The organism is Gordonia sp. SGD-V-85 (genome assembly GCF_001456905.1).
GTDB classification, from domain to species: domain Bacteria; phylum Actinomycetota; class Actinomycetes; order Mycobacteriales; family Mycobacteriaceae; genus Gordonia; species Gordonia hongkongensis.
On sequence record NZ_LNQO01000009.1, the window covers coordinates 30,870 to 55,705 of the forward strand.

The 24,836-nt window shown below is 69.0% G+C and carries 25 protein-coding genes; 9 read left to right on the forward strand and 16 right to left on the reverse strand.

Annotated elements, in window-relative coordinates; translation table 11 throughout:
• Positions 1-137: 137 nt before the first annotated feature.
• From AS181_RS12365 to AS181_RS12375, 3 genes are all read right to left on the reverse strand, one after another.
• Positions 138-992 carry a TIGR02569 family protein gene (locus AS181_RS12365; protein WP_058252012.1) on the reverse strand — a complete coding sequence of 285 codons (855 nt, stop codon included), beginning with the start codon at positions 990-992 and terminating at the stop codon, positions 138-140.
• Positions 993-1,077: 85 nt separating this feature from the next.
• Positions 1,078-2,286, reverse strand: a complete 1,209-nt coding sequence (gene moeZ / locus AS181_RS12370; RefSeq protein WP_055475546.1) for an adenylyltransferase/sulfurtransferase MoeZ — start codon at positions 2,284-2,286, stop codon at positions 1,078-1,080.
• Positions 2,287-2,344: 58 nt separating this feature from the next.
• Positions 2,345-3,388 (reverse strand): DUF3152 domain-containing protein, encoded by a 1,044-nt coding sequence (locus tag AS181_RS12375; RefSeq protein ID WP_055475547.1) that lies wholly within the window; start codon positions 3,386-3,388, stop codon positions 2,345-2,347.
• A gap of 66 nt (positions 3,389-3,454) precedes the next feature.
• Here AS181_RS12375 and AS181_RS12380 point away from each other — a divergent pair, with 66 nt between their 5' ends.
• Entirely contained in the window at positions 3,455-4,189 is a 735-nt protein-coding gene (locus AS181_RS12380; protein ID WP_058251898.1) for a TetR/AcrR family transcriptional regulator, read from the forward strand.
• Positions 4,190-4,267: 78 nt separating this feature from the next.
• Here AS181_RS12380 and AS181_RS12385 read toward each other — a convergent pair whose 3' ends face one another.
• Together AS181_RS12385 and AS181_RS12390 are read right to left on the reverse strand one after the other, a co-directional pair.
• Positions 4,268-4,498 (reverse strand): DUF3107 domain-containing protein, encoded by a 231-nt coding sequence (locus tag AS181_RS12385; RefSeq protein WP_004023442.1) that lies wholly within the window; start codon positions 4,496-4,498, stop codon positions 4,268-4,270.
• 125 nt (positions 4,499-4,623) lie between these two features.
• On the reverse strand, positions 4,624-5,337 hold the full coding sequence (locus tag AS181_RS12390; protein ID WP_078113366.1) for a ferritin-like fold-containing protein: 714 nt from the start codon (positions 5,335-5,337) through the stop codon (positions 4,624-4,626).
• Between the two features lie 287 nt (positions 5,338-5,624).
• Between AS181_RS12390 and AS181_RS12395 the strand changes: the two genes are divergently transcribed.
• Positions 5,625-7,235, forward strand: coding sequence for a DEAD/DEAH box helicase (locus AS181_RS12395; RefSeq protein WP_058252014.1), 1,611 nt, complete (start codon positions 5,625-5,627; stop codon positions 7,233-7,235).
• Positions 7,236-7,251: 16 nt separating this feature from the next.
• On the forward strand, positions 7,252-8,526 hold the full coding sequence (locus tag AS181_RS12400) for an Rv3212 family protein (protein WP_058251899.1): 1,275 nt from the start codon (positions 7,252-7,254) through the stop codon (positions 8,524-8,526).
• A 31-nt stretch (positions 8,527-8,557) separates the two neighbouring features.
• Here the strand turns inward: AS181_RS12400 and AS181_RS12405 are convergent, their stop codons facing one another.
• Positions 8,558-9,346, reverse strand: a complete 789-nt coding sequence (locus AS181_RS12405) for a ParA family protein (protein WP_055475550.1) — start codon at positions 9,344-9,346, stop codon at positions 8,558-8,560.
• A 100-nt stretch (positions 9,347-9,446) separates the two neighbouring features.
• Positions 9,447-9,878, reverse strand: coding sequence for a hypothetical protein (locus AS181_RS12410; protein WP_058251900.1), 432 nt, complete (start codon positions 9,876-9,878; stop codon positions 9,447-9,449).
• A 129-nt stretch (positions 9,879-10,007) separates the two neighbouring features.
• On the opposite strand from AS181_RS12410, the gene AS181_RS12415 reads away from it, so the two are divergent.
• Positions 10,008-10,958, forward strand: a complete 951-nt coding sequence (locus tag AS181_RS12415) for a diacylglycerol/lipid kinase family protein (protein ID WP_175401173.1) — start codon at positions 10,008-10,010, stop codon at positions 10,956-10,958.
• Here the strand turns inward: AS181_RS12415 and AS181_RS12420 are convergent.
• The gene (locus AS181_RS12420; RefSeq protein WP_058251902.1) at positions 10,895-12,085 is read right to left on the reverse strand and encodes an MFS transporter; all 1,191 of its coding nucleotides are present in this window, start codon (positions 12,083-12,085) and stop codon (positions 10,895-10,897) included. The two genes, AS181_RS12415 and AS181_RS12420, sit on opposite strands and share 64 nt — an antisense overlap.
• A 413-nt stretch (positions 12,086-12,498) precedes the next feature.
• Here AS181_RS12420 and AS181_RS12425 point away from each other — a divergent pair, with 413 nt between their 5' ends.
• Positions 12,499-12,753 carry a WhiB family transcriptional regulator gene (locus tag AS181_RS12425; RefSeq protein WP_004023450.1) on the forward strand — a complete coding sequence of 85 codons (255 nt, stop codon included), beginning with the start codon at positions 12,499-12,501 and terminating at the stop codon, positions 12,751-12,753.
• A 121-nt stretch (positions 12,754-12,874) separates the two neighbouring features.
• Here AS181_RS12425 and AS181_RS12430 read toward each other — a convergent pair whose 3' ends face one another.
• Both AS181_RS12430 and AS181_RS12435 read right to left on the reverse strand, forming a co-directional pair.
• Positions 12,875-14,380: a sensor histidine kinase gene (locus AS181_RS12430; RefSeq protein WP_058251903.1), complete on the reverse strand. Its 1,506-nt coding sequence runs from the start codon at positions 14,378-14,380 to the stop codon at positions 12,875-12,877.
• A 39-nt stretch (positions 14,381-14,419) separates the two neighbouring features.
• Positions 14,420-14,635, reverse strand: a complete 216-nt coding sequence (locus AS181_RS12435; RefSeq protein WP_055475555.1) for a biotin/lipoyl-binding carrier protein — start codon at positions 14,633-14,635, stop codon at positions 14,420-14,422.
• A 243-nt stretch (positions 14,636-14,878) separates the two neighbouring features.
• On the opposite strand from AS181_RS12435, the gene AS181_RS25760 reads away from it, so the two are divergent.
• Positions 14,879-14,953, forward strand: a complete 75-nt coding sequence (locus AS181_RS25760; protein ID WP_369758845.1) for a 50S ribosomal protein bL37 — start codon at positions 14,879-14,881, stop codon at positions 14,951-14,953.
• A 96-nt stretch (positions 14,954-15,049) separates the two neighbouring features.
• Here the strand turns inward: AS181_RS25760 and rsrA are convergent, their stop codons facing one another.
• A complete protein-coding gene (gene rsrA, locus AS181_RS12440) occupies positions 15,050-15,337 on the reverse strand; it encodes a mycothiol system anti-sigma-R factor (RefSeq protein ID WP_055475556.1) in 288 nt (95 codons plus the stop codon).
• The gene (locus AS181_RS12445) at positions 15,334-16,143 is read right to left on the reverse strand and encodes a sigma-70 family RNA polymerase sigma factor (RefSeq protein ID WP_058251904.1); all 810 of its coding nucleotides are present in this window, start codon (positions 16,141-16,143) and stop codon (positions 15,334-15,336) included. The genes rsrA and AS181_RS12445 overlap by 4 nt, the downstream gene beginning before the upstream one ends.
• A 177-nt stretch (positions 16,144-16,320) precedes the next feature.
• Between AS181_RS12445 and ybaK the strand changes: the two genes are divergently transcribed.
• Positions 16,321-16,818, forward strand: coding sequence for a Cys-tRNA(Pro) deacylase (ybaK, locus tag AS181_RS12450; protein WP_058251905.1), 498 nt, complete (start codon positions 16,321-16,323; stop codon positions 16,816-16,818).
• A 64-nt stretch (positions 16,819-16,882) separates the two neighbouring features.
• The gene (locus tag AS181_RS12455; protein ID WP_058252015.1) at positions 16,883-17,659 is read left to right on the forward strand and encodes an SOS response-associated peptidase; all 777 of its coding nucleotides are present in this window, start codon (positions 16,883-16,885) and stop codon (positions 17,657-17,659) included.
• A gap of 102 nt (positions 17,660-17,761) precedes the next feature.
• Here the strand turns inward: AS181_RS12455 and AS181_RS12460 are convergent, their stop codons facing one another.
• Positions 17,762-19,243: a flavin-containing monooxygenase gene (locus tag AS181_RS12460; protein WP_058251906.1), complete on the reverse strand. Its 1,482-nt coding sequence runs from the start codon at positions 19,241-19,243 to the stop codon at positions 17,762-17,764.
• 118 nt (positions 19,244-19,361) lie between these two features.
• On the opposite strand from AS181_RS12460, the gene AS181_RS12465 reads away from it, so the two are divergent.
• Positions 19,362-20,579: an MFS transporter gene (locus AS181_RS12465; RefSeq protein ID WP_058251907.1), complete on the forward strand. Its 1,218-nt coding sequence runs from the start codon at positions 19,362-19,364 to the stop codon at positions 20,577-20,579.
• Here the strand turns inward: AS181_RS12465 and malQ are convergent.
• The 3 genes from malQ to AS181_RS12480 form a co-directional block, all read right to left on the reverse strand.
• Entirely contained in the window at positions 20,551-22,683 is a 2,133-nt protein-coding gene (malQ, locus tag AS181_RS12470) for a 4-alpha-glucanotransferase (protein ID WP_058251908.1), read from the reverse strand. The genes AS181_RS12465 and malQ overlap by 29 nt on opposite strands.
• 79 nt (positions 22,684-22,762) lie before the next feature.
• On the reverse strand, positions 22,763-24,169 hold the full coding sequence (locus AS181_RS12475) for an FAD-binding oxidoreductase (RefSeq protein WP_082652929.1): 1,407 nt from the start codon (positions 24,167-24,169) through the stop codon (positions 22,763-22,765).
• Positions 24,150-24,803 (reverse strand): SDR family oxidoreductase, encoded by a 654-nt coding sequence (locus AS181_RS12480; protein WP_165629752.1) that lies wholly within the window; start codon positions 24,801-24,803, stop codon positions 24,150-24,152. Before AS181_RS12480 ends, AS181_RS12475 begins: the two co-directional genes overlap by 20 nt.
• Between the last annotated feature and the right edge of the window lie 33 nt (positions 24,804-24,836).

A 24,836-nucleotide genomic window follows, 5' to 3' on the forward strand; every position in this document is an offset into this window, starting at 1 on the left:
GCGACTCGAGACCAAGTGTGAAGGGGGCGTGTTGCGCGGATTTTCCGCGAGGTGACCGCATCGTCACGTTGTCCTCACTCCGTCACGCGGGCGTTGTGAGAACCCTGTCAGCGGTCAGTCAGGGCTGTGAGCTGCGGTTATACGAGTAAACGTACATGTTCGACGACTCGCTGCAACCCGGGCAGTGCGCCCGAGGTCGACCGCGGGTGCAGCGCGTGGACTGCCAACCGGAACATCGTCGCCCGCAGCATCATCTGCGGCCACTCGGGCTGATCCGACCATCGCTGGATGAGTTCGGTGTCGGCACCACCCCACGCCAGGGCGTCGACCACCGCGACCGCCGCCGCCCACGGGGCGGGCCGCCAATACGGGACGATGTCGGTGATCCCCGGGGCCGCGGCACCGGCGAACAGCACCGTGCCGAAGAGGTCACCGTGCACGACCTGAGACGGCAGATCCACCGGCTTACGAAGCTTCGCAACGGTTTTCAGCATGTCGACGCTCTGCACACCGTCGGGTGCGGTCGGCTCGGCCATACCGGCGGCCCGGGCCGAGCGCAGCGGGACGTCCTCCCAGGCGGCACGATCGGCCGCGGTGAACACGTCGACGTCGGTGTGCGGCGGAGCAGGCGGCTGCAGCAGGAACCGGGGCCGTTCGAGCGAGGCGGTCGCCTCGTGCAGCCGGTCGGCGACCAGGACGACCTCGTCGTGCCGTGGTTCGGGCGTCCCGGCGATGTAGGTGTCGGCGCGCCAGCCCGACACCACGTACCGGCCGTCGGTGGCGCGGAACGGACGCGCGATGCGCATCCCCTCCACGAACAGGGATTCGCGCACCGACGCCGACCACGCGGCGCGCGCGTGGTCGGGGACCAGTGAGAGCACGACTTCGCCGACACGCCACCCGCCGACCCACGATTCCCCCATCGCGATGGGCGGGTGGGCGGTGAGCCCGAACGTGTTCAACACGTGTTCGGGCGGCTCGACGGTGTTCACGTCGGCCAGATTACCGAGCGCGGTTGTCCGTTTCGGGAAGGCACGCGGCAACCACCCGCACCGACGTGCGGATCGATGACCGGGCTCAGTAGACCGGCAACGTCTTGTCGACCTGGTTCGCCCACGCGGTCACGCCGCCCTGCAGGTGCGTGGCGTCGGCGAAACCGGCTCGCTTCAGCGCAGCGAGCGCCTCGGCGGACCGGATGCCGGTCTTGCAGTAGAGCACGGTGGGCCGGTCCTGCGGCACCTTGGCGAGACCCTCGCCGGAGAGGATGTCGCCCTTCGGGATGAGGGTCGCGCCGTCGATACGGACGATGTCCCATTCGACGGGCTCCCGGACGTCGATGATCGCCAGCTTCTCGCCCGCGTCGATCTTCTGCTTGAGTTCGACGGCGGTCAGCGTCGACCCCGCGGCGGCGTCGGACGCCTCCGAGGAGACGACACCGCAGAAGTCGTCGTAGTCGATGAGACCGGCGATCCGCTCACCCTCCGGATCCTTGCGGATCTTGATGGTCCGGTAGGTCATGTCGAGGGCGTCGTACACCATGAGACGACCGAGGAGGGGCTCGCCGATCCCACAGATCAGCTTGATGGCCTCGGTGCCCATGATCGATCCGATCGAGGCGCAGAGGATGCCGAGTACACCGCCTTCGGCGCAGGACGGCACCATCCCGGGCGGCGGTGCCTGCGGGTAGAGGTCGCGGTAGTTGAGCCCGCGGCCGTCGGGGGCGTCCTCCCAGAAGACCGAGGCCTGACCCTCGAAGCGGTAGATCGACCCCCACACGTAGGGCTTGTGCGCGAGGACCGCGGCGTCGTTGACCAGGTACCGGGTCGCGAAGTTGTCGGTGCCGTCGAGGATGAGGTCGTACTGCGAGAACAGTTCGATCGCACCCTCGGGCTCGAGCCGCTGGTCATGCAGGTTGACGGTGACGAAGGGGTTGATCTCCAGGATGGAGTCCCGCGCGCTCTCGGCCTTGGGCCGGCCGATGTCGGACTGGCCGTGGATGACCTGGCGCTGCAGGTTGGATTCGTCGACGATGTCGAACTCGACGATGCCGATCGTCCCGACCCCCGCCGCAGCGAGGTACAGCAGCGTCGGCGAACCCAGTCCGCCGGCGCCGATCACCAGCACCTTGGCGTTCTTCAGACGCTTCTGACCGTCCATCCCCACGTCCGGGATGATCAGGTGACGGCTGTAGCGGGCCACCTCTTCGTTGCTCAGTTCCGCGGCCGGTTCCACCAGCGGCGGCAGCGACCCTGTGGGCGACCCTTGCGATGACACGAACGCCTCCATTGTTCGGGCTGACTACGTACCCCCGGCACAACGGATGAGTCCGCGGCGGCATTCCCGGTCAGCGGGTGGGGAACGGCCAGGGATTGGGACGGCACACGAAGGTCCGGTTGGCCTTCATCTGTGGGTCGAGAGCCATGATCTCGGAGTTCGCGACGCCGAAGGACTGCTGCATCATGATCGGCGCGAGCGCGCCGTCCTCGCGGCACGCCTCGTGCGCCTCGTAGCCGATGCCGTGACCGACCTCGTGGTTGATGAGGTACTGCCGGTAGGCGACGTCGTCACCCTGATAGGACAGCGCACCGCGCACCCATCGGGCTTCGTTCAGCGTGACCCGCGCCTGCGGCGGGTAATAGCACGAGGTCTCCAGGCGGATCTGGTAGCCGCACAACTCGCGGGTGGTGCCGGTCGAGGTGAGCGAGATGCGGAGGTCGGGTTCGCCGCGGTCGACACGGCGGAAGGACACGCGGCCGTCGCCGATCCAGCTGCGCGGGTTGGCGAGCGTCGTGTCCACCATCTTCGCGAAGGTCGGGTCACCGCCGTAGTCCTGCGGGTTGAGGCCGTTCTCCACCTCCACCGTGTAGGTGTACACCTGCCCGCCGGTGCCGACGGGCGGACCGCCGCCGCGCAGGACCCGGAACGTCTTGCGGGCCCGGTCGGTGAACGGGCCGCCCTGGGGCAGCGTCCCGGCGGGCAGCGCGGCCGCCTGGATGTCGCCGGTGGGGGCACCGATCGGGCGGGTCTCCTTGCTGATGTCGGTGTTGCGCGCCGCGGAGTCGGGGCTGGCGGCCGCCGCCGGCTCGAGCGCATCGGTCCGGCCGTCCCGGATGGTGACGACGATCAGCGCGATCGTCAGGATCGTGAGCACCGGGATCGCATAGGCACGCCACCCATAGGTCGAGACGAACCGCCCGAGCGCCGACTGCTTCTTGTATTCCGGCTGGGCATCGCGGTCGACGCGGGGACGTCCGCTGTCGTCGGTCGGGTCCCAGCGCGCTCGTAGCGGCTGGTCCGGTCTGGGGCGTCCCGACGATCTCGGGCCGACATCCTTGGCACGCACCCGGCCACGCTCGGACCCGGGGCCACCGTCCTCTGTGCGGCTCACCGGTCAACTTTCTCACAGCAGACCACCGATACTGCGCAGGAAGCTCCGCCGAGTACTCTCTTGGGCATGTCGACCGCAACCAACGCGTCCGCCGTGCCCGGCCGCAGCACTCGCCTGCCGCGCAGCGCACGACGTATGCAGTTGCTCGACGCGGCCAGTGAGATCTTCGTCGAACGCGGCTACCACGCGGCCGGCATGGATGAGATCGCGGTGCACGCGGGAGTGAGCAAACCCGTTCTGTATCAACACTTCCCGTCGAAGCTCGACCTCTACATCGCGGTCGTGGACAGCCACGCCGAGAAGCTGGTCAGCGACGTCAACACCGCCCTGCGGACGACCACCGACAACCGCAAGCGCGTCCGTGCCGCGGTCCAGGCCTTCTTCGACTTCATCGATCAGGACAACTCGGGCTACCGGTTGATCTTCTCCTCCGACGCCTCCGATCCCGCCGTCATCCGCCGGGTGGAGGGCGCGACCGAGGCGTGCGTCGACGCCGTGTACGGCTTGGTCATGCACGATTCCGGTCTCGATCCGTACCGTTCGCGGATGCTCGCGTCGGGGCTCGTCGGTGCCAGCCAGGTCAACGCCCGCTACTGGCTCGAGGCCAAGCGCCCGGTCGACAAGCAGACCGCCGTGGACACCACGGTCGCCCTCCTCTGGGGCGGGTTGTCGCACTTCCCGCGACAGACGGCGTCGGCTGACGCGCAGCCGGTTGTCGAGCCGAGTGTGGCCGACGCGCAGCCGGATGCGACCGGCGCCGGGAGCGAAGCGAGCGGGCCGACTGTCAACGGCACTGCCTGAACCACTTGCGACACGAGAAGGGGCCTGCACGCCATCCGGCGTACAGGCCCCTTCTCGTCGATCTGGTTGCGCGGCCGGTCAGGAACCGAATCCGACGCGGCGGTTCTCCGACGCACCCACCTCGACATAGGCGATCTTGGTGACCGGGATCAGGTAGCGGGCGCCCTTGTCGTCCACGAGGGACAACAGCTGCTGCTTGCCACCCAGTGCCGCCTCGACCTCGGCGAAGGCCTTGTCGCTGGTCAGGGTCGACGCGATGGTCAGCTCCCGCGGGCTGTCGGTGATGCCGATCTTCACTTCCACGGCCATGTGCCGCCCTCCTCGGTGTCTGTCAACGCTTGCCGCACAAGGCTAGTGCAGCCGGGGTGCGGCGGGACAGCCACTCCGCTCAGAGCGAAACACCGTCGGCCTACTCCGCCGTGGTCAGGTCCGGCTCAGGCTAGGCCGAGGTCGGCCATCCGCTCGGCGTGTTTGCCGGCGACGACGTCGAAGAACCCGGCGACGCCGGTCAGCGAACTGGCCCCGGCGAAGAGCAGATCGGTGACCTCTTCCTCGGCGGCGAGAACCCACTGCGCATGGGTGATGGCCTCGCCGAGCAGCCGGCGGCCCCACAACACCAGGGCCGATTTGATCGACGGGTCGGCCTCGACGGCCGCCCGGACCTGTTCACGGGCGAACTGGGAGTTGGCGGTTTCCGACATCACCTCGGCCATCACGGCCTGCGAGTCCGGCGGCAGCATGTCGGAGAGCTCGGCGTAGAAGTCGGCCGCGAGTCCGTCGCCGACATACGCCTTGACCAGCGCCTCGTACCAGGTCTTCGGCGTCGTCGCGCGGTGATACTGATCGAACACCGAACGGTAGCGCTCGACGGCTTCCGCGGCGCCGAGGCCGGTCATCGCCTCCACCCGCTCGGCGAGCCGGTCGAAGTGGCCGACCTCGGAGGCCGCCATCCGGGCGATCGCGATGCGGCTGGGCACATCCGGCGCCATCGCCGACTCCTCGATGAGCCGGTGGAACGCGGCGAATTCGCCGGCGAGCAGCACGGCGAACAGCTTCCCGATCGCCGAATCCCGCATCTCGGCCGACGCCACCGAGGTGGACGTCGCAGGTGACGGGGTCGACTCGGACGGGTCGGATGCAGGCGCCATGAGGTGATGGTAGCGGGCCGCCGCGGGGCACCAAGTACACTCGACGGCGGTGCACTCCGACGGGACCCCCCGTCGCTTGCCCGCTGAGCTGCGCGTGGAGCGCGTGCTCGCCGGCGCGAGCGTGTGGATGTGACGACGGCGTTGCTCGCCGAACTGCGAGTTCCTCGCGATACCCGGTCACATCCCCGGTGCCACTACGACATATGCGCGTGCACTTTCGAGCCTTCTCCGTGCGCGCACCGAAACACATCGCGCGCAGACCGGCCCAGAAAGGCACACAACCGCACATGAGCGATTCCGCCGTGCAGACGACCATCGTCGACGACACCCACACCGCCCCCACCTTCGCCGAGCTCGGCGTCGACGACCGTATCGTCTCGGCCCTCGCCGCAGACGGCAAGACCCACACCTTCGCGATCCAGGAACTGACCCTGCCGCTGGCGCTCGAAGGCCACGACCTCATCGGCCAGGCCCGCACCGGCATGGGCAAGACCTTCGGCTTCGGCATCCCGCTGCTGCACCGGCTCGCCCATGCCGAGGAGTCCGGGGTCCGTCCGCTGGACACCACGCCCCGCGCGCTGATCATCGTGCCCACGCGCGAGCTGTGCGTGCAGGTGACCGGCGATCTCCAGGTGGCGGCGCCGTCGCTCGAGGTGACCCTGGCCGATGGGACGAAGCGACCGCTGAAGGTCACCTCGATCTACGGTGGCCGTCCCTACGAGTCGCAGATCGCCGAACTGCAGTCCGGTGTCGACGTCGTGGTCGGCACCCCGGGCCGGCTCCTCGACCTCGCCCAGCAGGGCCACCTCGTCCTCGGCAAGGTGTCGATCCTGGTCCTCGACGAGGCCGACGAGATGCTCGACCTCGGCTTCCTGCCCGACATCGAGCGCATCATGTCCGCACTGCCGACGCCTCGTCAGACGATGCTGTTCTCGGCGACCATGCCCGGTCCGATCGTCACCCTGGCCCGCACGTTCCTGAACCGGCCGACCCACATCCGGGCCGAGAACGCCAACGACTCCGCGGTCCACGACCGCACCAAGCAGTACGCCTACCGGGCGCACGCGCTGGACAAGGCCGAGCTCGTCGCCCGCATCCTGCAGGCCGAGGGTCGCGGCGCCACGATGATCTTCACCCGCACCAAGCGCACCGCGCAGAAGGTCGCCGACGATCTCGCCGAGCGCGGCTTCAAGGTCGGCGCGGTCCACGGCGATCTCGGTCAGGTCGCCCGCGAGAAGGCGCTCAAGCGGTTCCGCGACGGCACCATCGACGTGCTGGTCGCCACCGACGTGGCCGCCCGCGGCATCGACATCGACGACGTCACCCATGTCATCAACTACCAGTGCCCCGAAGACGACAAGACCTACGTGCACCGCATCGGCCGTACCGGTCGCGCCGGGCGCACGGGCATCGCGGTGACCCTCGTCGACTGGGATGAGCTGCACCGCTGGGAGCTCATCGACAAGGCGCTGAATCTAGGTATCCCCGATCCGCCGGAGACCTACTCGACGTCGGAACACCTCCGGTCGGACCTGTCGATCGACGAGTCGAAGACGGGGCGGATCGCCGCCGCCAAGCCGCCGCGCGACCCCGACGAGACGCGGGAGACGCGCGCGGACCGCGAGCCGCGCAAGCGCTCGACCCGCACTCGCCGTCGCACCCGGGGCGGGCAGACGGACGCCAATGGGACGTCCACCGAATCGGCCGCCGAGACCACGACAAGCGAGACCACGACGACCGAGTCCGGCGCCGACGCCGGAACGCCTGCCGCTGACGGCACCGCGAAGCCGCGCCGCCGTCGTCGCCGTCGAGGTGGCGCCAACCGCAAGCCCGCCGGCGAGCAGACCGCCGCGTCCGACGCCGGCGCGTCGGAGTCCACGGCAGCTGTCGCCGACTGACCACCGGCTGACCCGCGTGGCACGAGTCAGGCCCGAACGGCGCCGCCCGATCGATCTCGCGGTCACCGCGGCCATCGTGGTCGTCGTCGCGGCCCTGTGCGTCACCGCCTGGGCCCTCAGCCCGGTTCGCCACACCGCGAGCGTGCCGGCCGCGGCCGAACCCGCCGCGGTGCAGCCGGCACAGTCCGTGTCCGCGAGTTTCGTCGCGCGCTGGCGGGCCGACTCCGACGCCACCCGCGCCCCGGCGATCGGCACCTCCGCCGTCGTCACCGGGAACGGCGGACGGGTGGTCGGGCACGACCCGGCCACCGGTCGCGAACTCTGGTCGTACAGCCGCGATCTCGACCTGTGTGCGGTCGGCACCGCCTGGACCGGGAGCGCCGATCTGGCGCTGGCCGTGTACCGCAACAGCCGCGGCTGCTCGGAGGTGACCGCGCTCGATGCGGGCACCGGCAGCCGGAAGGGCGCCCGCACCAGCGACGCCGACCCGGAGGTCCGGCTCGCGACCGACTCGGGGTACGTCGTCGCGCAGGGCCCCCGCCGGATGGAGACCTGGGGTTCCAATCTCGTTCGCGGAATCGAATACGGCCGGGTCGAGGCGCCGGTCCGACCGGAGGACGCGCCCGATCGCGTCGACTGCGAGCTGTTCTCGTCGGTGGTGTCGGGAGATCGCGTGGCCGTCGTCGAACGCTGCGCCGACGACCCCGGGTATCGGCTCACGGTCCTCGGCGCGGTACTCGGCGACGACGAGAAGGTCGAACAGTACGGGTCGACCCTCATCACCGGCGACGTGAGCGGACCGCCGCCCGTGGTCATCGCGATGTCGTCGTCGGGGATCGCCGTGTACGACGGTGGCGCCGCACCGGCCGAACCGCCCACGTTCGACGCCGAGAGCGGGCCGGCGATCCGCCGGTTCGACACCGACGCGAACGCGGCGGGGACCAACACCGTCGCCGGCGACTCGACGCCACCCGCCGGCAGCGCCCCGATCTCCTCCGACGGGATCGTCACCTACTGGACCGGGAAGGCGACCGTCGTCCTGAATGCCCAGACACTGAATCCGATCTACCAGGTCCCCGGCACATTGGGACCCGGCCAGATCATGGCGGGACAACTCCTGCTGCCGAGCACCACCGGGATCAGCGTCCGCGACGTCGCGACCGGCCGGGAGGTCCGGTCCATCCCGCTCGCCCGGAGCGAACCGGCCGCGCCCGTGGTGAGTCTGCGTGTCCTCGGCGACATCGTCGTCGAACAGCACGGACCCCGGATCGAGGCCTTCGGCCCGGGCTGACCCCCACGGCCCCCGACCGCAGACCCGACTGTCAGACCTCGAAGGTGCCGACCTCGGCGCCCGCCTCCCAGTGCTTCCACAGATTCTCGGCGAGCGCGCGATATGCCGTCGCGCCCTTGTTCTTTCGGCCCCGCATGACCGACGTCCCGGAGGCGGAGGCCTCGGCGAAACGCACTGTGCGCGGGATGGGCGGGTCGAGCACCGGCAGGTCGTACCGATCGGCGACGTCGGCGAGAACGTCGCGGCTGTGCGTGGTCCGGGCGTCGAAGAGGGTGGCCACCGCACCCAGCATCGTGAGGTTCGGGTTGGTGATCTGCTGGACCTCCCGGACGGTGCGCAACAACTGTCCGACGCCGCGATGGGCGAGCGTCTCGCACTGCAGCGGCACGATCACCTCGTCGGCCGCGGTGAGACCGTTCAGCGTGAGGACGCCGAGCGACGGCGGGCAGTCGACGATCACGACGTCGAAGTCCTCGCTCACCTCCGCGAGTGCACGCTTGAGGGCATACTCCCGCCCCGGGCGCATCAACAGCAGCGCCTCGGCGCCGGCCAGGTCGATGGTCGCCGGCAGCAAGGTGACCTTGTCCTCGGTGTCGAGCAGGACATCGGCGATCTCCTCGTCACCGAGCAACACGTCGTGGACCGAGGAGGTGAGCTGATCGGGATCGTGCCCGAGCGAGAAGGTGAGACACCCTTGCGGGTCGAGATCGACGACGAGGACCGAGACGTCGAGATCGGCGAGGGCGGCACCGAGGGACTCCACCGTGGTGGTCTTGGCGACCCCACCCTTCTGATTGGCAATCGCGAGGATGCGCGTCATGCGCCCTACTGTACGACCGCCCGGGCGTGGATCGTCGGATGAGAGTCCACCTCGGCTGCGCGGCGTACCCGGACGGAGGAGAACCGGCCGGAGGAGGATGTCAGCGCTCGGGTTCGAGCTCGTCGGCGAGCCACCTCATGGACGCCGGACTGAACAGCATCACCAGGACCGCGAGCGCCGCGAGCGCCAGCGGCACGCCGAACACCGGCCATCCGCTCGTGAACAGGTAATACGCCACCGGCAGCAGCAGGATCTGCGCCACCATGGCGATCGAGCGTCCCCACCGCCGCCCCGAGAGCAGCGCCAGACCGCCGACCAGTACTCCCCCGCCGATGATGCCGAACCAGGCCGCGGTGCCGTAGCCGCTGATGGTGGTCTCCTCGTGCCCGGCCAGGCCGCGCACGACCAGGATCACCGCGACCGCAACACCGGCCAGACCCTGCAGCGTGGTCACCGCACCCGCGATCTTGATCTGGCGCGGGGTCACCAACGGATCGGTGTCGGACTCCGGACGGCCGTTCTCGGTGCTCACCGTCCCAGGATATTTGGTCCTCTCGCGCGGACCTCCGCGGGTGTGCGCACCGGAGCGATGGCGCCGTACACATCCGCGCGATTACGCGCGGGCGGCGACGACCCCATATCCTCGGGTGTCGTGCGTGTCATGCTCATCGTCAACCCGTTCGCCACCGCGACCAGTCCGGCCGGCCGCGACGCGCTGGCGCACACCCTGAGCGCGCATTTCCACCTCGACGTCGAACTCACCACGCACCGCGGGCATGCGTTCGAGCTCGCCGCGCGCGCCGCGGCCGAGGACTTCGACACCGTCATCGTGCACGGCGGCGACGGATCGGTGAACGAGGCCGCCAACGGACTGCTCGACCCGCCGTCGAGCAGCGATCCCGACCGGCGGCGGCCCGCCCTGGCCGTGATCCCCGGCGGTAGCGCCAACGTCTTCGCGCGCACGCTGGGGATCGATCCCGACCCGCTGCTCGCGACACAGCAGATCATCACCCTCCTCGACGCGGGACGCAGTCGCCGGATCGGACTCGGCCACACCGACGACCGCTGGTTCCTGTTCAACACGGGCATGGGCATGGACGCGGTTGTCATCCACGCGATGGAGGACAAGCGGCACGCGGGCAAGACCGCGACGCCGGCCCGATACCTGTGGACCACGATCACCAGCTTCCTGAAGCAGTCCGGTTCGTCGGCCACGTTCGACGTCGAGATCCCCGGCCGGGACCGGATCGTCGGCGCGCGTTACGGTTTCGTGTCCAACACCAGCCCGTGGACCTATCTGGGACCGCGTGAGATCCGAACCAACCCCGGCACCGGTTTCCACACCGGCCTGGGGGTGTTCGTGGCGACCTCCACCGGCGTGTTCCGTAACCTCCCACTGGCGACGCGACTCCTGTCACAGGCAGATCCCAAGGCACGCCACCTCTTTCGGGATGACGACGTCGACGAGGTGTGCTTCCGCGCGGAGGCCCCCATCGACGTCCAGATGGACGGCGACTACATCGGGGCCTTCCGCGACATACGTTTTCGTCATCGCCGCGACGCCCTCACGGTCATCGCACCGCCGATCAGCACCGCCGACATCACGACGTAGGGCAGCGCCGCCGCCACGAAGAGCCCGGCCGGACCCAGCCATGTCGACCCCAACGCCCAGCCGGCGAAGGCCAGGATCGCGACCACCTCCTCGCCCATCCCGGCCAGCGAGGTGACGGTGGCCCGCGATGCCGAACTCAGATGGTCCTGCAGCTCGGCGTCGGCCACGACACGCGCCCACCCCAGGATCCCGAACGCCGTCGCGACGCCCGCGGCCCCCACCGGGTGCCCCCACAGCGCTGACCCGATGAACACGACCGCGCCCACCCCCACCGCCGGCCCGATCGCGTCGACCGACCGGAACCGCCCCGCCGCGAGCGCGCCGCCGATGTCACCGGCCGACACCACGATCATGAGCAGCGCGACCGCCGCCGGATCGGGCTCGGCGGCGGCGTCGACCACGAACGACGCGATCAGCAACGGGAGATACTCGTCGAGCGCCGCGACCCAGGTCAGCGCCACGCCCAGCAGCAACATGCGCCGTGCGACCGGCTGCGTCCGCACCGAGCCCCAGCCGTGGCGGACGATCTCCCGCCAACCGAGGTCGGGGTCCGCGTCCTCGGGTTCCGGTGGATCGGCGGCCTCCCGAGCCTTCTCGGGCAGCATCGCCGACATCACCGAACACAACACGCAGGCGACGACGCTGGCGGCGCCCACGGCGTCGTAACCGCCCCACGCGAACAACGGTGCGGCCGCCGCGGTGCCGCCGATCACTCCGACGGCCCCGGCCGCCCGCATGAGCCCGGTCAGTCGGGCGTAGTCCTGCGAGCGCCCCAGCCGGTTCAGCTCGTCGTAGACCAGCGCCTGTGTCGTGCCGGACCGCAACGCTCCACCGAGGGCCCACAGGACGAATCCGGCGGCGAAGGCGACGAACGACGGCGCCACCGTCCACAGCGCGAAACCCGACGCGGTGATCAGCGGACCGGCGACCAGCAGCTTGCGTCGGGACACGCGGTCGGCCAGCACACCGGTGGGGACCTCGACGATCACCGACGACACCGACCAGATGACGAACAGCGCCGAGATCTCGGCGGGCCCGAGCCCGGCGCCCGGGATCCCGGGGTCGGCGAACAGGACGGCGTACAGCGGATAGAGCGGGATGAGGTCTTCGAGGAGGGCGGAGCCCACCGCCGCGGCTGTCAGCCTGCGGTGGGGCCGCCGGGGCGGTGTGGATCAACATCGTCGGCGCATGTGGTGAACACTACCCTCGGCGTCCGGCCACGTCACGAGCGTTTTCACCGGCGACGGGGTCCCGACCTGCAGAAAGTCGTCGACAGTACCGCCGCGAGACGCGTAGGCTACAACAAGGCCGTGAGACAAAGTGCCCGGACCCCCCTTCGGGAGTCCGCGACCGGAGTGCTAGGCGGGCGACGTGATGTTGCCCACGTGTGAAGCAAACCCATTGACTTCGGCCCGATTCGTGAAAGTATTCACAAGCAACAACGCGGAAACATTTGGTGCGCCGCGTGAACTGAGAGTTACAGCCGACAATCACCAGCAAGACGATCGAGTGGTGCGAACGCGCCCGAAGGAGTAGTGGAATGGACTGGCGTCACAAGGCCATCTGTCGCGACGAGGATCCGGAACTGTTCTTCCCCGTGGGGACCAGCGGCCCGGCCATCGCACAGGTCGCCGACGCGAAGCTCGTCTGCGCGCGGTGCCCCGTCACCGCCGACTGCCTGTCGTGGGCCCTCGAGTCCGGCCAGGATGCCGGAGTGTGGGGCGGCATGAGCGAGGACGAGCGACGCGCACTCAAGCGCCGTACCGCACGTACGCGTACCCGGAGCAGCGTCTAGGCCTCGACGGCCGGCGTCGTCCCGGACTCGAAGAAACCCGGCCACGGCCGGGTTTTTTCGTGCACTCGTCCCCACTGTCCGGCGGAAACCGCTGTCAGACAATGCGGTCCGCGACCACGGCTCACGAGCGTAGCGGAATGTAGACACCCACTTCGGTTCCCGGGCCACCCGGATTGGACCGGACATCGAGTTCACCGCCCAGTTCGATGGACACCAAGGTCTTGACGATCTGCAGGCCGAGATGGTCGGACGTGGCCAGATCGAAATGCTCCGGAAGACCGGAACCGTTGTCGCGGACCGCTATTCGAAGGCCGCGCACATCCCGCTCGGCGACGACCGCGATCTCGGCGTCATCGTGCGGCGCGCCGTCGAAGCCGTGTTCGATCGCGTTCTGGATGAGTTCGGTGAGGACCATCACCAGCGGCATCGCGAGTTCGGCGGTCAGCACGCCGAGCCGATCGCGATGGCGCACAGCCACCCTCGCCTCCCCCGACGCGACATCGACCAGGATCGGGACCAGACGATCGACGACCTCGTCGAGGTCGACCTCCTCGTCCACGCTGCCCGACAACAACTCGTGGACGAGCGCGATGGAGGCCACTCGGCGCACCGCCTCGTTGAGCGCCTCGCGGGCATCGGAGTTCGACGTGCGCCGCGCCTGTAGTCGCAACAGCGCCGAGACCGACTGCAGGTTGTTCTTCACCCGGTGGTGGATCTCGCGGATGGTGGCGTCTTTGCTGATGAGTGCGCGGTCGCGTCGCTTGACCTCGGTGACGTCCCGGATCAGGACGACGGTTCCGGTCGTCTCGCCCCGCGGACGGAGCGGCACGGCGCGGATCAGGGCCGTCGCGCGGCGGGCGTCTGCCTCCACGCGCATCCCGATGTCGCGGTAGGGGCCGGTCGGGATCTCGGCGACGCCGGCCGCGATGTCGAGCATCAGTGCGACGTCGTCGGCCTCGAACGGTTCGGTGATGAGTTGCTTGACGACGTCGGACAAGCGGGTGTGATTGAGTTCGGCGGTCCACCCCATCCGGTGGAAGGCCGACAGCGCGTTCGGGCTGGTGTAGGTGACGAGGCCCTGTCCGTCGAGACGGACGAAACCGTCGCCGGCGCGGGGCGTCGACAGCCCGCGCGGATTCCCCTCCTCGTGCGGAAAGGTGCCGTCGGCGACCATCTGGCACAGGTCGTCGGCCGAGTCCTGATAAGCGAGTTCGAGCGGCGACGGCAGGCGCGGGTGGGTGAGGTCGACAGCTCGGGTCGCCACGGCGATCACCTCGCCGTCGAAGCCGACCGGAACCGCTTCCTGCCGCATGGCCGTCGCGCCGAACCAGGTGGGGTCCTCGTCGCGCAGGATGCGGGCGGAGGTGAAGGCGCGCAACACCTGTGGATGGGCTTCGGTGTCGATGACGCGGCCGACCTCGTCGGTCGGGAAGACCGTCGAGGCCGTGTTGGGACGGCATTGCGCGACCGTGACGACCGCGGCCGCCTCCGTGCGCACCGACAACAGTAGGTCGGCGAACGAGAGGTCGGCGAGCAGTTGCCATTCGGCGACGAGGCGCTGCAGATGCGCGGCTGCCGAGTCGGACAGCGTGGTGTGTTCGGCGAGCAGGTCGGAGAGGGTGGACATCTCAGGACACGGGGGCGACGACGGGCCGGGGCCGGTTCACTACTCGTAGACGGCGATCACATCGCCGGCCTGGATGACGTCGCCGACCTCGACCTTGACCTCGGCGAGCGTGCCCGGCTCCTCGGCCAGCACGGGGATCTCCATCTTCATCGACTCGAGCAGGACCAGGGTGTCGCCGACCTCGATCTGCTCCCCCGCGGCGACGCGCACCTCGAGGACACTCGCGACGATCTCTGCCACAACGTCTTCTGCCATGCACCCAAATTAGCCCACGGCGTCGTACCCGGAGGGCCCGGTGCCGGGGGCGTCAGCAGAGGTGTTTTTGGTACGTGGAAGAATCCCTGAGACACTGTGATGTCCCGATCACCAGGGATGTCTTCCCCGGATGACACCAGGGATGTCCTCCCCGGCCGATGCCAGGGTTGTCTCAGCACAGCTGAACCAGTACACGGCGGGCCCGGTCCCACGGCGCCCGCCCCGCAATGAAGGAGATGCGTCATGGGAAAGCGCGGACGCAAGAAGCGTGCTCGTAAGAAGAACGCTGCCAACCACGGCAAGCGCCCCAACGCCTGATCACCGCACCACGCGGTCTCGGCGAGCGAGCAAGCCAAAAAGCCCGGGTACGGCCTTCACAGGCCGCCCGGGCTTTTTCGTGTGTTCTCGACGCGATCAGCGATCGGATTCGGAGACCTCGTGCACGATCACGGTCTTGCGGATCTCGATGCGCAGACGGTCGCGCAGGCTCTGCGGCGCCTGGTCGCCGCCGCACTTCCGGTTGACGAGCGCCTTGAGCTGCTGTTCGATGCCGTAGTGCGCCAGGCACGACGGGCAGGAGTCGAGATGGCCCTGGAGTCGTTCCCGGGCGTTCTGGTCGCACTCGTTGTCCAGCAGGAGCCAGACATCGGCGATGACGGCCGAGCAGTCGAGCTGGGTCAGCTCCGGATCGACGTCGCTCATCGCGCCACCTCCGCATCCGCCGCCGCACGTGCGGAACGATTGAACCCGCGCTCACGCGCGACGTCGGCCAGCAGCTCGCGCAGCTGACGGCGACCGCGGTGCAGTCGGGACATGACGGTACCGATCGGGGTGTCCATGATCTCGGCGATCTCCTTGTACGGCAGGCCTTCCACATCGGCGTAGTAGACGGCCATCCGGAAGTCTTCCGGCAATTCCTGCAGCGCGGCCTTGATCTCGTCGTCGGGGAGGGCGTCGAGCGCCTCGATCTCCGCCGACCGCAGCCCCTGCGAGGTGTGCTCGGCGGTCGCCGCGATCTGCCAGTCGGTGATCTCGTCGGTCGGGTACTGCGCGGGCTGACGCTGCTTCTTGCGGTAGCCGTTGATGTAGGTGTTGGTGAGAATCCGGTAGAGCCAGGCCTTGAGGTTGGTGCCCTCCCGGAACGACGCGAACGCGGTGAACGCCTTGATGTAGGTCTCCTGGACCAGGTCCTCGGCGTCGGCGGGATTGCGGGTCATCCGCAGCGCGGCACCGTACATCTGGTCGAGCAGCGGCAGCGCGTCACGCTCGAACCGCTCGGTCAGCTGTTCCGGCGACTCGTTCGGATCGGCCCGGCGAGGCGCCTTGGCGCTCCCGGTACGGCCGGAATCGGGTGACTCTGTGTCGGATGCTTCTGTGTCGGACACTACGATCCCTTCGATGGGAGGCATCACGGAGATGTTGTCGATCAAGCTTACCGACCCGTCCCCCACCGAGAGAGGCCTCGGTTCGACGCGCTGCGGGAGCTCCATCACGGCCGCTGTGCTCATATGCCTCTGACCTCCTTCGTGTCCGTCTTCATACGTCCGTTGTCCGATCAGTCCCAACAGAGCGCACCGCGCGGTTTGTTCCCGGCCCGCCCCCGCGATCGTCTCGGCGCGGATCACCGCGGCCTCGTGCGCACGCGCTCAGCCGCGACCCCGCTCACGACCAGGAGGTAACCGACCATGGCGTCCACCCCGGCGATCGCCGCGCTCGAACGCGCCCGGATCGACCACTCGGTGCACCGGTACGCGCACGACCCCCGATCGGAGGCCTACGGCGCGGAGGCGGTCGCCGCTCTCGCCGAAACCCTCGGTGTCCGTGCCGAGCAGATCTTCAAGACGCTGGTCATCGAACTATCCGGCGGGGACCGGCCCGGCCTGGCGGTGGCGGTGGTCCCGGTGCCGGCCAAGCTGTCGCTCAAATCGGCGGCCGCCGCACTCGGCGCGTCGAAGGCGAAGATGGCCGACGCCAAGGCGGTCACCCGGACCACCGGCTACGTTCTCGGCGGCGTGTCCCCGGTCGGCCAGCGGACCCGGTTGCCGACCGTCGTCGACTCGTCGGCCACGCGCTTCGACCGGGTGCTGTGCAGCGCCGGCAAGCGCGGGCTCGAGATCGAGCTGGCCCCGGCCGATCTGGTGTCCGTCACCGAGGCCGTCGTCGCCGACATCGCCGTCGCCTGATCGTCGGTCATCGGAACGGGCACTCATCACGAGGCCGGGCCACCATTAGGGCAGCATGGACACCATGTGCGGACGCTATGCGGTGACCACCGACCCGGCGAAGCTGGCAGCCGAGATCGATGCGGTCAACGAGGTACCCGAGCCGGCGGGTGCGGACTCCACCGATCTCGATGCGGCGCCCCGGTCACCGGGCGTGAACTACAACGTCGCGCCGACCACGACCGTGATGACCGTCGTCAAGCGACACTCGCCCGACGATCCCGACGACGATCCGCTGCTCCGCGTCCGCGCGATGCGCTGGGGGCTGGTGCCGCCGTGGGCGAAGGAGGTCGGGAAGGGGCCGCTGCTGTTCAACGCGCGCGCCGAGAGCGCCGCGGAGAAGAGTTCGTTCCGTTCGTCGGTCAAGTCGCGGCGTTGCCTCGTGCCGATGGACGGCTGGTACGAGTGGAAGAAGGGTCCGGCCGACAGCAAGGGCAAACCCACCAAGATCCCGTTCTTCATGTCGCCGCAGGACGGGACCCGGCTCTTCATGGCCGGGTTGTGGTCGGTCTGGCACCCCAAGACCGACCCCGAGTCGTCCGAGAAGGCCGCCCAGCCACTGCTCAGTTGTTCCATCCTCACCACCGACGCGGTCGGGGAGCTGCGCGACGTCCACGACCGGATGCCGCTGATCATGCCGTACGAACACTGGAATGCCTGGCTCGACCCGGACGGCCGGGCACCCGATGAGCTGTTCGCCCCACCCGCCGAGTCGCTGGTCGATGCGATCGCGATCCGCGAGGTCGCCCCGCTGGTCAACCGCGTCGCCAACAACGGGCCGGAGTTGCTGAACCCTTCGTGACGCGCCCTCCGCAAGCTCCGGGCGCTCCTCAGGGAGCAAGGGGTGAGGGCGGGCCCGCCGCAAACTCCGGGCGCTCCTCAGGGAGCTGTCGGAGAGGAGCGCTCAGCTGAACTCGTAGTCGCGCAACGGGAACGAGTCCATCTCGCGGAGAGTCCGCAGCGTCGAGGCCGGGCGGAGCAGCGTCGCCTCGCCGTGCTGGTTGAAGTAGTAACTGCGTGACGTCGCGCAGTCCCCGTTGTAGAACACCGAGGACTGCAGACGATCGGTCACCTCGTCGAGGAAGGCGTCGTTGGCCTCCTCGGTCACCTCGAACGTCCGTTGCCCGCGGCGGCGCAGTTCTCCGAAGAGGCGGGCGATGTGCTTCATCTGCCCTTCGATGGTCGTGAAGTACGACAGGCCGCTGTAGGAGTAAGGACTGTTGAGGGACAACAGGTTCGGGAACTTCGGGACGGTGACGCCCTCGTAGGCCTGGAAGCGGTTCTCGCGCCAGAACTCGCCGAGGTTGCGCCCGTCCCGGCCGACGATGTCGAAGGCCGGGAAGTTGGTGTCCCAGAGGTTGAACCCGGTGGCGAGAACGAGGGTGTCGATCTCGGTCCGGGTGCCGTCCGCGGCGAGGATCGCATCGGCTTCGAGGCGGGCGATGCCACTGGTCTGCAGGCTCACGTTCGGCTGGGCGAAGCTGGCGAAGTAGGTGTTGGAGAAGGTGGGGCGTTTGCAGCCAAAGTCGTAGTCCGGGGTGAGCTTCCGCCGTAGTTCCGGGTCGGCGATCTGGCGCCGCAGGTGCGCCTGGGCCAGTCGGGCGGCGAGTTTGTTGCCGGGCTTCACCTGCTTGTAGTGCAGGACGCCGAACACCATCAGCAGTTCGAGAAGCGACGAGTTCACCAGTCGCGCAGCACGCTGGGTGAGCGGGAACCGGCCGAACAGTTGCTGGACGAGCGACGGGATCGCGAAGTCGATCTTGGGCACCACCCAGATCGCGGTGCGCTGGAAGACGGTCAGGGCCTCGGCGCGGGCGGCGATCTCGGGGATGAGCTGCACCGCGGTCGCGCCGGTACCGATCACGGCGACCTTCTTACCGGTGAAGTCGAACCCGTCCTGCCAGTCCGCGGTGTGCAGGATCGTGCCCGCGAAGTTCTTGATGCCCGGGAACTCCGGGACGTGCGGCTGGGACAGGAACCCGGTCGCGGTCACCAGATAACGCGCCGTGCGTTCGGTGCCGGATGCGGTGCGGACGCGCCACAGCTGCTCGTCGGGGTCCCAGGTCGCGGACTCGACGACCGTTCCGAATTCCATGTGCCGCTTGAGGTCGTACTTGTCGGCGACGTGGTGGGCGTAACGCTTCAGCTCTGCTCCGGGGGCGAACAGCCGGGACCAGTACGGGTTGGGCTCGAAGGAATAGGAGTAGGTGACCGACGCGATGTCGACGGCGAGTCCCGGGTAGTGGTTCACGTGCCACGTCCCGCCCAGGTCGTCCTCCCGCTCGAGGATCGCGATGTTGTCCAAGCCCTGTCGCTTCAGTTCGATCGCGGCACCCATCCCGCCGAAGCCGGCACCCACGATCACGACGTCGAGTTCTGGTTGCATCCGACACCCCCTCGTCGCTCACCCTTAATTACCGTTACCGACAGTTACCGTAACCCAGCACACAGCCGGGAGACCAGGGCCGGACCCTCCCGGACGCGGCGGTAGCGTGTCAGCTGCCATGTCTGACCGTTCGCATACCCCCGCCTCCCCTGCGCCGACCGGCGCATCCTTCGCCGCGGCGGTCTACGCCTTCGCCGTGATCATGCTGGGCACCACGCTGCCCACACCGCTCTACGCGATCTACGGCGAGGAACTCGATTTCGGCGTGACCACCACGACCGTGATCTTTGCCGTGTACGCGGCCGGCGTCATCGCCGCGCTGATCGGCTTCGGACGCTGGTCCGACGTCATCGGCCGGCGCAAGATGCTCATCGCCGGCGCGATCCTGTCGGCGGTCAGCGCCGTCGTCTTCCTCACGGCCGGCCCGGTCTGGCAGTTGCTGCTGGGCCGGGTGCTGTCGGGTCTGTCCGCGGGCATCTACGCCGGCGCCGCCACCACCGCGGTCATCGAACTGGCCCCCGCGTCGTGGCGGGGACGCGCCCCGGCCGTGGCGACCGCGGCCAACATCGGCGGCCTGGGCCTCGGACCGCTGATCGCCGGAGTCCTCGCCGAGTACGCCCCGTCCCCGCTGCACACCCCGTTCGTACTCGATCTGGCGCTACTGGTCCTGGTCTTCCTCGGCATCTGGCGGCTGCCCGAGACGGTGGACGTCGTCCCCGGCGCCCGGCTGAGCATCCAGCGGCTGTCGGTCCCGGCCGACATCCGCGGCGTCTTCGTCCGGGCGTCGATCGCCGCATTCGCCGGATTCGCGGTGATGGGCACCTTCACCGGCGTGATGCCGTCCTTCGTCACGAACATCCTCGGCATCGACGACCACGCGTTCACCGGTTTCCTGGTGTTCGTCCTGTTCGCGTCCTCGGCGGTCACCCAGATCGTCGTGCGCCGGATGCCGACCGAACCGGCCCTGATCGCCGGCTGCGCCATCCTCATCCTCGGGACCGGCCTGTCGATCCTGGGACTGGTCGCCGCATCGACCCCGGCGTTGCTGGGCGGAGCGGTGATCTGCGGTGTGGGGCAGGGCATGTCGTTCAGCAAGGGACTGGCGTCGGTGGTCGCGGCGACCCCGGCGGGACGCAAGGCCGAGGTCACCTCGACCTACTTCGTCGTCGCCTACGTCGCGATCTCGATCCCGATCGTCGGCCAGGGAATCACCGCGCAGCACTGGGGTCTCCGGCCCGCCGGGATCGCCTTCAACATCGGGGTCGCTCTGCTGGCCCTCATCGCACTCGTACTGACCATCGTCTCGGTCAGGAACCTGGCACGCCCGACTCGTTGAGCACCGACACGAGGCGGCGGAAGCGCACGCTGCTGACGAGGTCCTCGACGAGCACGACGTCGCCCTCCGAATTGGCCAGCGGGACACACCAGTTCGGGTACTGACTGCTGTCGGTGCCCGGCTGGTTCTGGATTCGTCGCTCCCCCACCGCATCCACCAGGGCGACGCTCAGCAGTACCGACGGGCTGTGGGCGATCACGGCGTAGAGAGCGTCGACGACCTTCGGGTCGGTCAGCGGGGTGTCCCGGGACAGCAGGCCGCGTTCGTAGGCGAGTTCGAGGACGGCGTCGCGTTCACGTGCATCGCGCGCCCGCTCCGCGTCCTCCCCGGAGGCGAGCAGGCCCAGCCGCGATCGCAGCGTGATGTGGTCGCCCGCCAGATATCCCACGGTCGGGGGCAGATCGTGGGTCGTCACCGAGGTCAGACACAGCTCGCGGTAGTCCTCGGGCGGGGTCGCGGCGTCGGGCCCCTGTTCGAACCACAGGATCGACGTGCCGAGGATTCCGCGTTCGCGGAGTGAGTCCTGCACCGACGGTTCGAACACCCCGAGATCCTCGCCGACGACCACCGCGTCGGCGCGGTGCGCCTCGAGCGCCAGGATGCCGATCAGCGCCTCGCTGTCGTAGTGCACATAGGTGCCCTGGGCCGGGCTGCTGCCGTCGGGTATCCACCAGAGCCGGAACAATCCCAGGATGTGATCGACGCGCACACCGCCCGCGTGTCGGAGGACGGTGCGGATCATGTCGCGGTAGGGCTCGTAACCGGCCTCGGCGAGGCGTCGTGGATGCCACGGCGGTTGGTCCCAGTCCTGGCCCTGCTGGTTGAAACCGTCGGGCGGCGCCCCCACCGTCGCACCGGAGGCGAGCACGTCACCGAGGGCCCATGCATCGGCGCTGTGCCGAGCGACCCCGACCGCGAGATCGGCCATCACACCGATCTCCATGCCGGCCGATCGCGCCGCGTGCGCGGCGGTGGCCAGTTGCTCGTCGCAGATCCACTGCAGCCACATGTGGAAGTCGATGCGCCGGGCCATCTTTCGACGCTTCTTCTTCATGTACGCGGGGTCTGCGAACTTGCCCTGCCAGCGCGGGTCGTCGGCGTCGTACCGCTCGGCCAGCGCGCACCACGTCGCGAAACGCTTGAGGCCCTTCCCCTCCCGGCGCCGGAATGCGCGGTAGGCGTGCGCACGAGCCGGGGCGAGCGGGACGCCGTAGATGAGTTCGAGTGCTTCCAGCTTGGCGCGGAATGCCTTGTTGCGCCGGATCTTGTCGGTCGCGGTGTTCTCGTCGAGGAAGCTGCGCTTCAACGCCTTGACCCACTTGCGCTGCGACTTCGACAGCCCGTCCAGCTCGGGGATGTCGGTGATCCGGATGTAGAGCGGGTTGACGAATCGTCTCGTCACCGGCAGGTACGGCGACGCCTCGATCGGCGCTTTCGGCTGGGCGGCGTGAAGTGGATTGACCTGGACGAAGTCGGCGCCGTACGCACTGGCGGCCACCTCGCAGATCCCGGCGAGATCGGCGAAGTCGCCCACGCCCCACGAGTCAGCCGATCGGATCGAGTACAGCTGCGCCGCGAGTCCCCATCGCTTCCGGCCGATCAGCCGGTCGGCGGTGTGCAGTCGGCGCGGCGTCACGATCAGGGGCGCGCTCGAGGCCGATGAATCGTCGAGATCGAGCGCCTTGATCTGGTGATATCCGGTGGGGAGGTCGTCGGGCACCGCGAACGTCGCACGGCCGATCAGCACGCCGTCGACCTCGCGCGGCTCGACCCAGACATCGAGTTGGGGGGCCGCGACGTCGTCACCGGTTTCGCTGACCACCCACACCTTCACCAGGTGCCCGTGCGGAACATGCACGGCGAACGTGGCTCCCGAGCCCTCGGTCACGACGGTCACGGCCGGGACGAACTCACGCCACGGTTGTTCGTCGATCTCGCGAATCGAGTTCTCGATCTCCTCGGGCGAACCCGCGGGGACGTCTAGCGCCCGGAGCACCGCGACCAATGTGTCCGGATCCACCTCGTGCCGCTCGTCACCCCAGCCGACATAGCTGGAAGCGACGCCGTAGCGATCCGCCAGTGCGGTCAACCCATCGAGGTTCACATCAGCCACCCGTGCATGATCGCAGGATTTCCGTGCGCCCGCCGCCCGCGCCGCCCGGTTCGGTCCACCGGTACGGTCCTCACGGAAAGATCACCCCCGGGTTCAGGGTTCCCCGCGGGTCCAGCGCGTCCTTGATCGCGCGCATGGTCGCAAGGTCGGTGGCGTCACGGCCGAGGTGCGTCCAGGCCGACTTCGCGCGGCCGATACCGTGCTCGGCACTGATGCTCCCGCCGTTGGCGGCCACGATCCCGAACACGTGGTCGGTGACCGCGCCGGCCTGCGCCGGCGGGACGTCGAGCAGGTTGACGTGGATGTTGCCGTCACCCACGTGTCCGAAAAGAATAGGGCGACAGGGAAATTCGTTTTCGGAACCCACACGGGACAGTTCGGCGAATGCCTCGGGCAGTGCCCGGATCGGAACCGAGATGTCGAGCTTGACGACCGGTGTCGCGCTCGACCCGGCGATGGCCTCGGTGTGGCCCTCGCGACCGGACCACAGGGCGCGAGCCGGCGCCGGCGCGAGCACGGCGTCGATGATCCCGGTGGCATCACCGAAGAGCTCCGCGGTGGCGGTCTCGATGTCCCCGGTCCCCGACACCTCGAGAAGGACATAGAACGGTCCCGGCGTCGTCGTCGGGCGCCGGTGGCCGTACTCGGCGACGAGCGCAACCCCGGCCTCGGTCATCAGTTCGGCGGCCTCGACGGTCAGTCCCGCCGCCGACGCGGCGCCGATCAGCCCGATGGCGTTCTCGACGCGCTCGATCGAGGCGACCGCGACGGTCGCGGCCGAGGGCGGCGCGACGAGTCGGAACAGGACCCGGGTGATCACCGCGAGGGTTCCCTCGCTACCGGCCAGGAGGGCTGGAAGGTCGTATCCCACATTGTCTTTGACGAGGGATGTCCACCGGCGGAGCACGCGGCCGTCGGCCAGGACGGCCTCGATCCCCGCGATCTGCGACCTCGCGTTGCCCCGCCGGATCATCCGCGTCCCACCGGCATTGGTCGACACGACCCCGCCCGCGGTCGCGCTCTGGCGGGAGGCGAGGTCGATACCGAACGACAGGCCGTGCGCCGCGGCGCGGAGGTCGATGGATTCGACGGTCGCGCCGGCCTGGGCGCCGACACAACGACCGACGGTGTCCACCTCGTCGATGTCGGTCATCCGCACCGTCGACAGCACGATCCAGCGCTCGCCGACGGCGGCGGCCGGTGGCACCGAGCCGCCGACGAGTCCGGTGTTGCCGCCCTGCGCGCAGACCCGGATGCCCGACCGGTCGCATTCGGTGAGCACGCGCGAGACCTCGTCGGTGGTGCGGGGCCGGACCACCGCCTCCGCCGCTCCGCGATACCGCCCGGTCCAGTCGGTCAGGAACCCTGCCGTGGCGTCCGGGTCGGTGAGGACATGCGCGTCGCCGACGATCGCGCGACAAGCCGCGATAACGGCGGCAAGAGGGGAATCCGGCTCCTCAGGACCGTGGGAAGGCATCGAGGATCGGGGTGTCGCCGTCGTTGAACTCGATCACCTCGTGCACCGCCGCCGGATGGTCGAGAACGGCCGCCGCGACCTGGGCGACGTTGTCCCGGCTGACCTGGTCACCCTCGACCCGGTCGCCGCCGAGCGTGATGCTGCCGGTGCCGTTCTCGTCGGTCAGCTTGCTGGGTCCGAGGATCGTCCAGTCGAGTTCCGTGGACTTCAGGTACGTGTCCGCAGCCGCCTTGGCCTCGGCGTAGGCGTGGAAAGAGTTGTCCTCGGGCACACCGTGATCGGGTCCGGCGCCGAAGTAGGACACCATCACGTACCTGCGGACTCCGGCCCGCACGGCGGCGTCCATGGACCGGATCGCGGCATCGCGGTCCACGGCGTACGTCCGCTTCGGATCGCCGCCGCCGGCCCCCGCGGTCCACACCACCGCGTCGTGGCCGGAGATCGCGGTGGCGATGCCGGTGGTGTCGAGGGTCTCGACGTCGGCGACCACGGGAACGGCCCCGGTGTCCGCGACGTCTTCGGCGTGTTCGGGATTGCGGATGATCGAGGTCACCTCGTCGCCGCGTTCCGACAGAATCCGCGCCAGCCGCAGCGCTATCTTGCCGTGTCCGCCGATGATCGCCACTCGAGTCACTGGATGCTCACTTTCGGTTGCTCACTTGTGCGG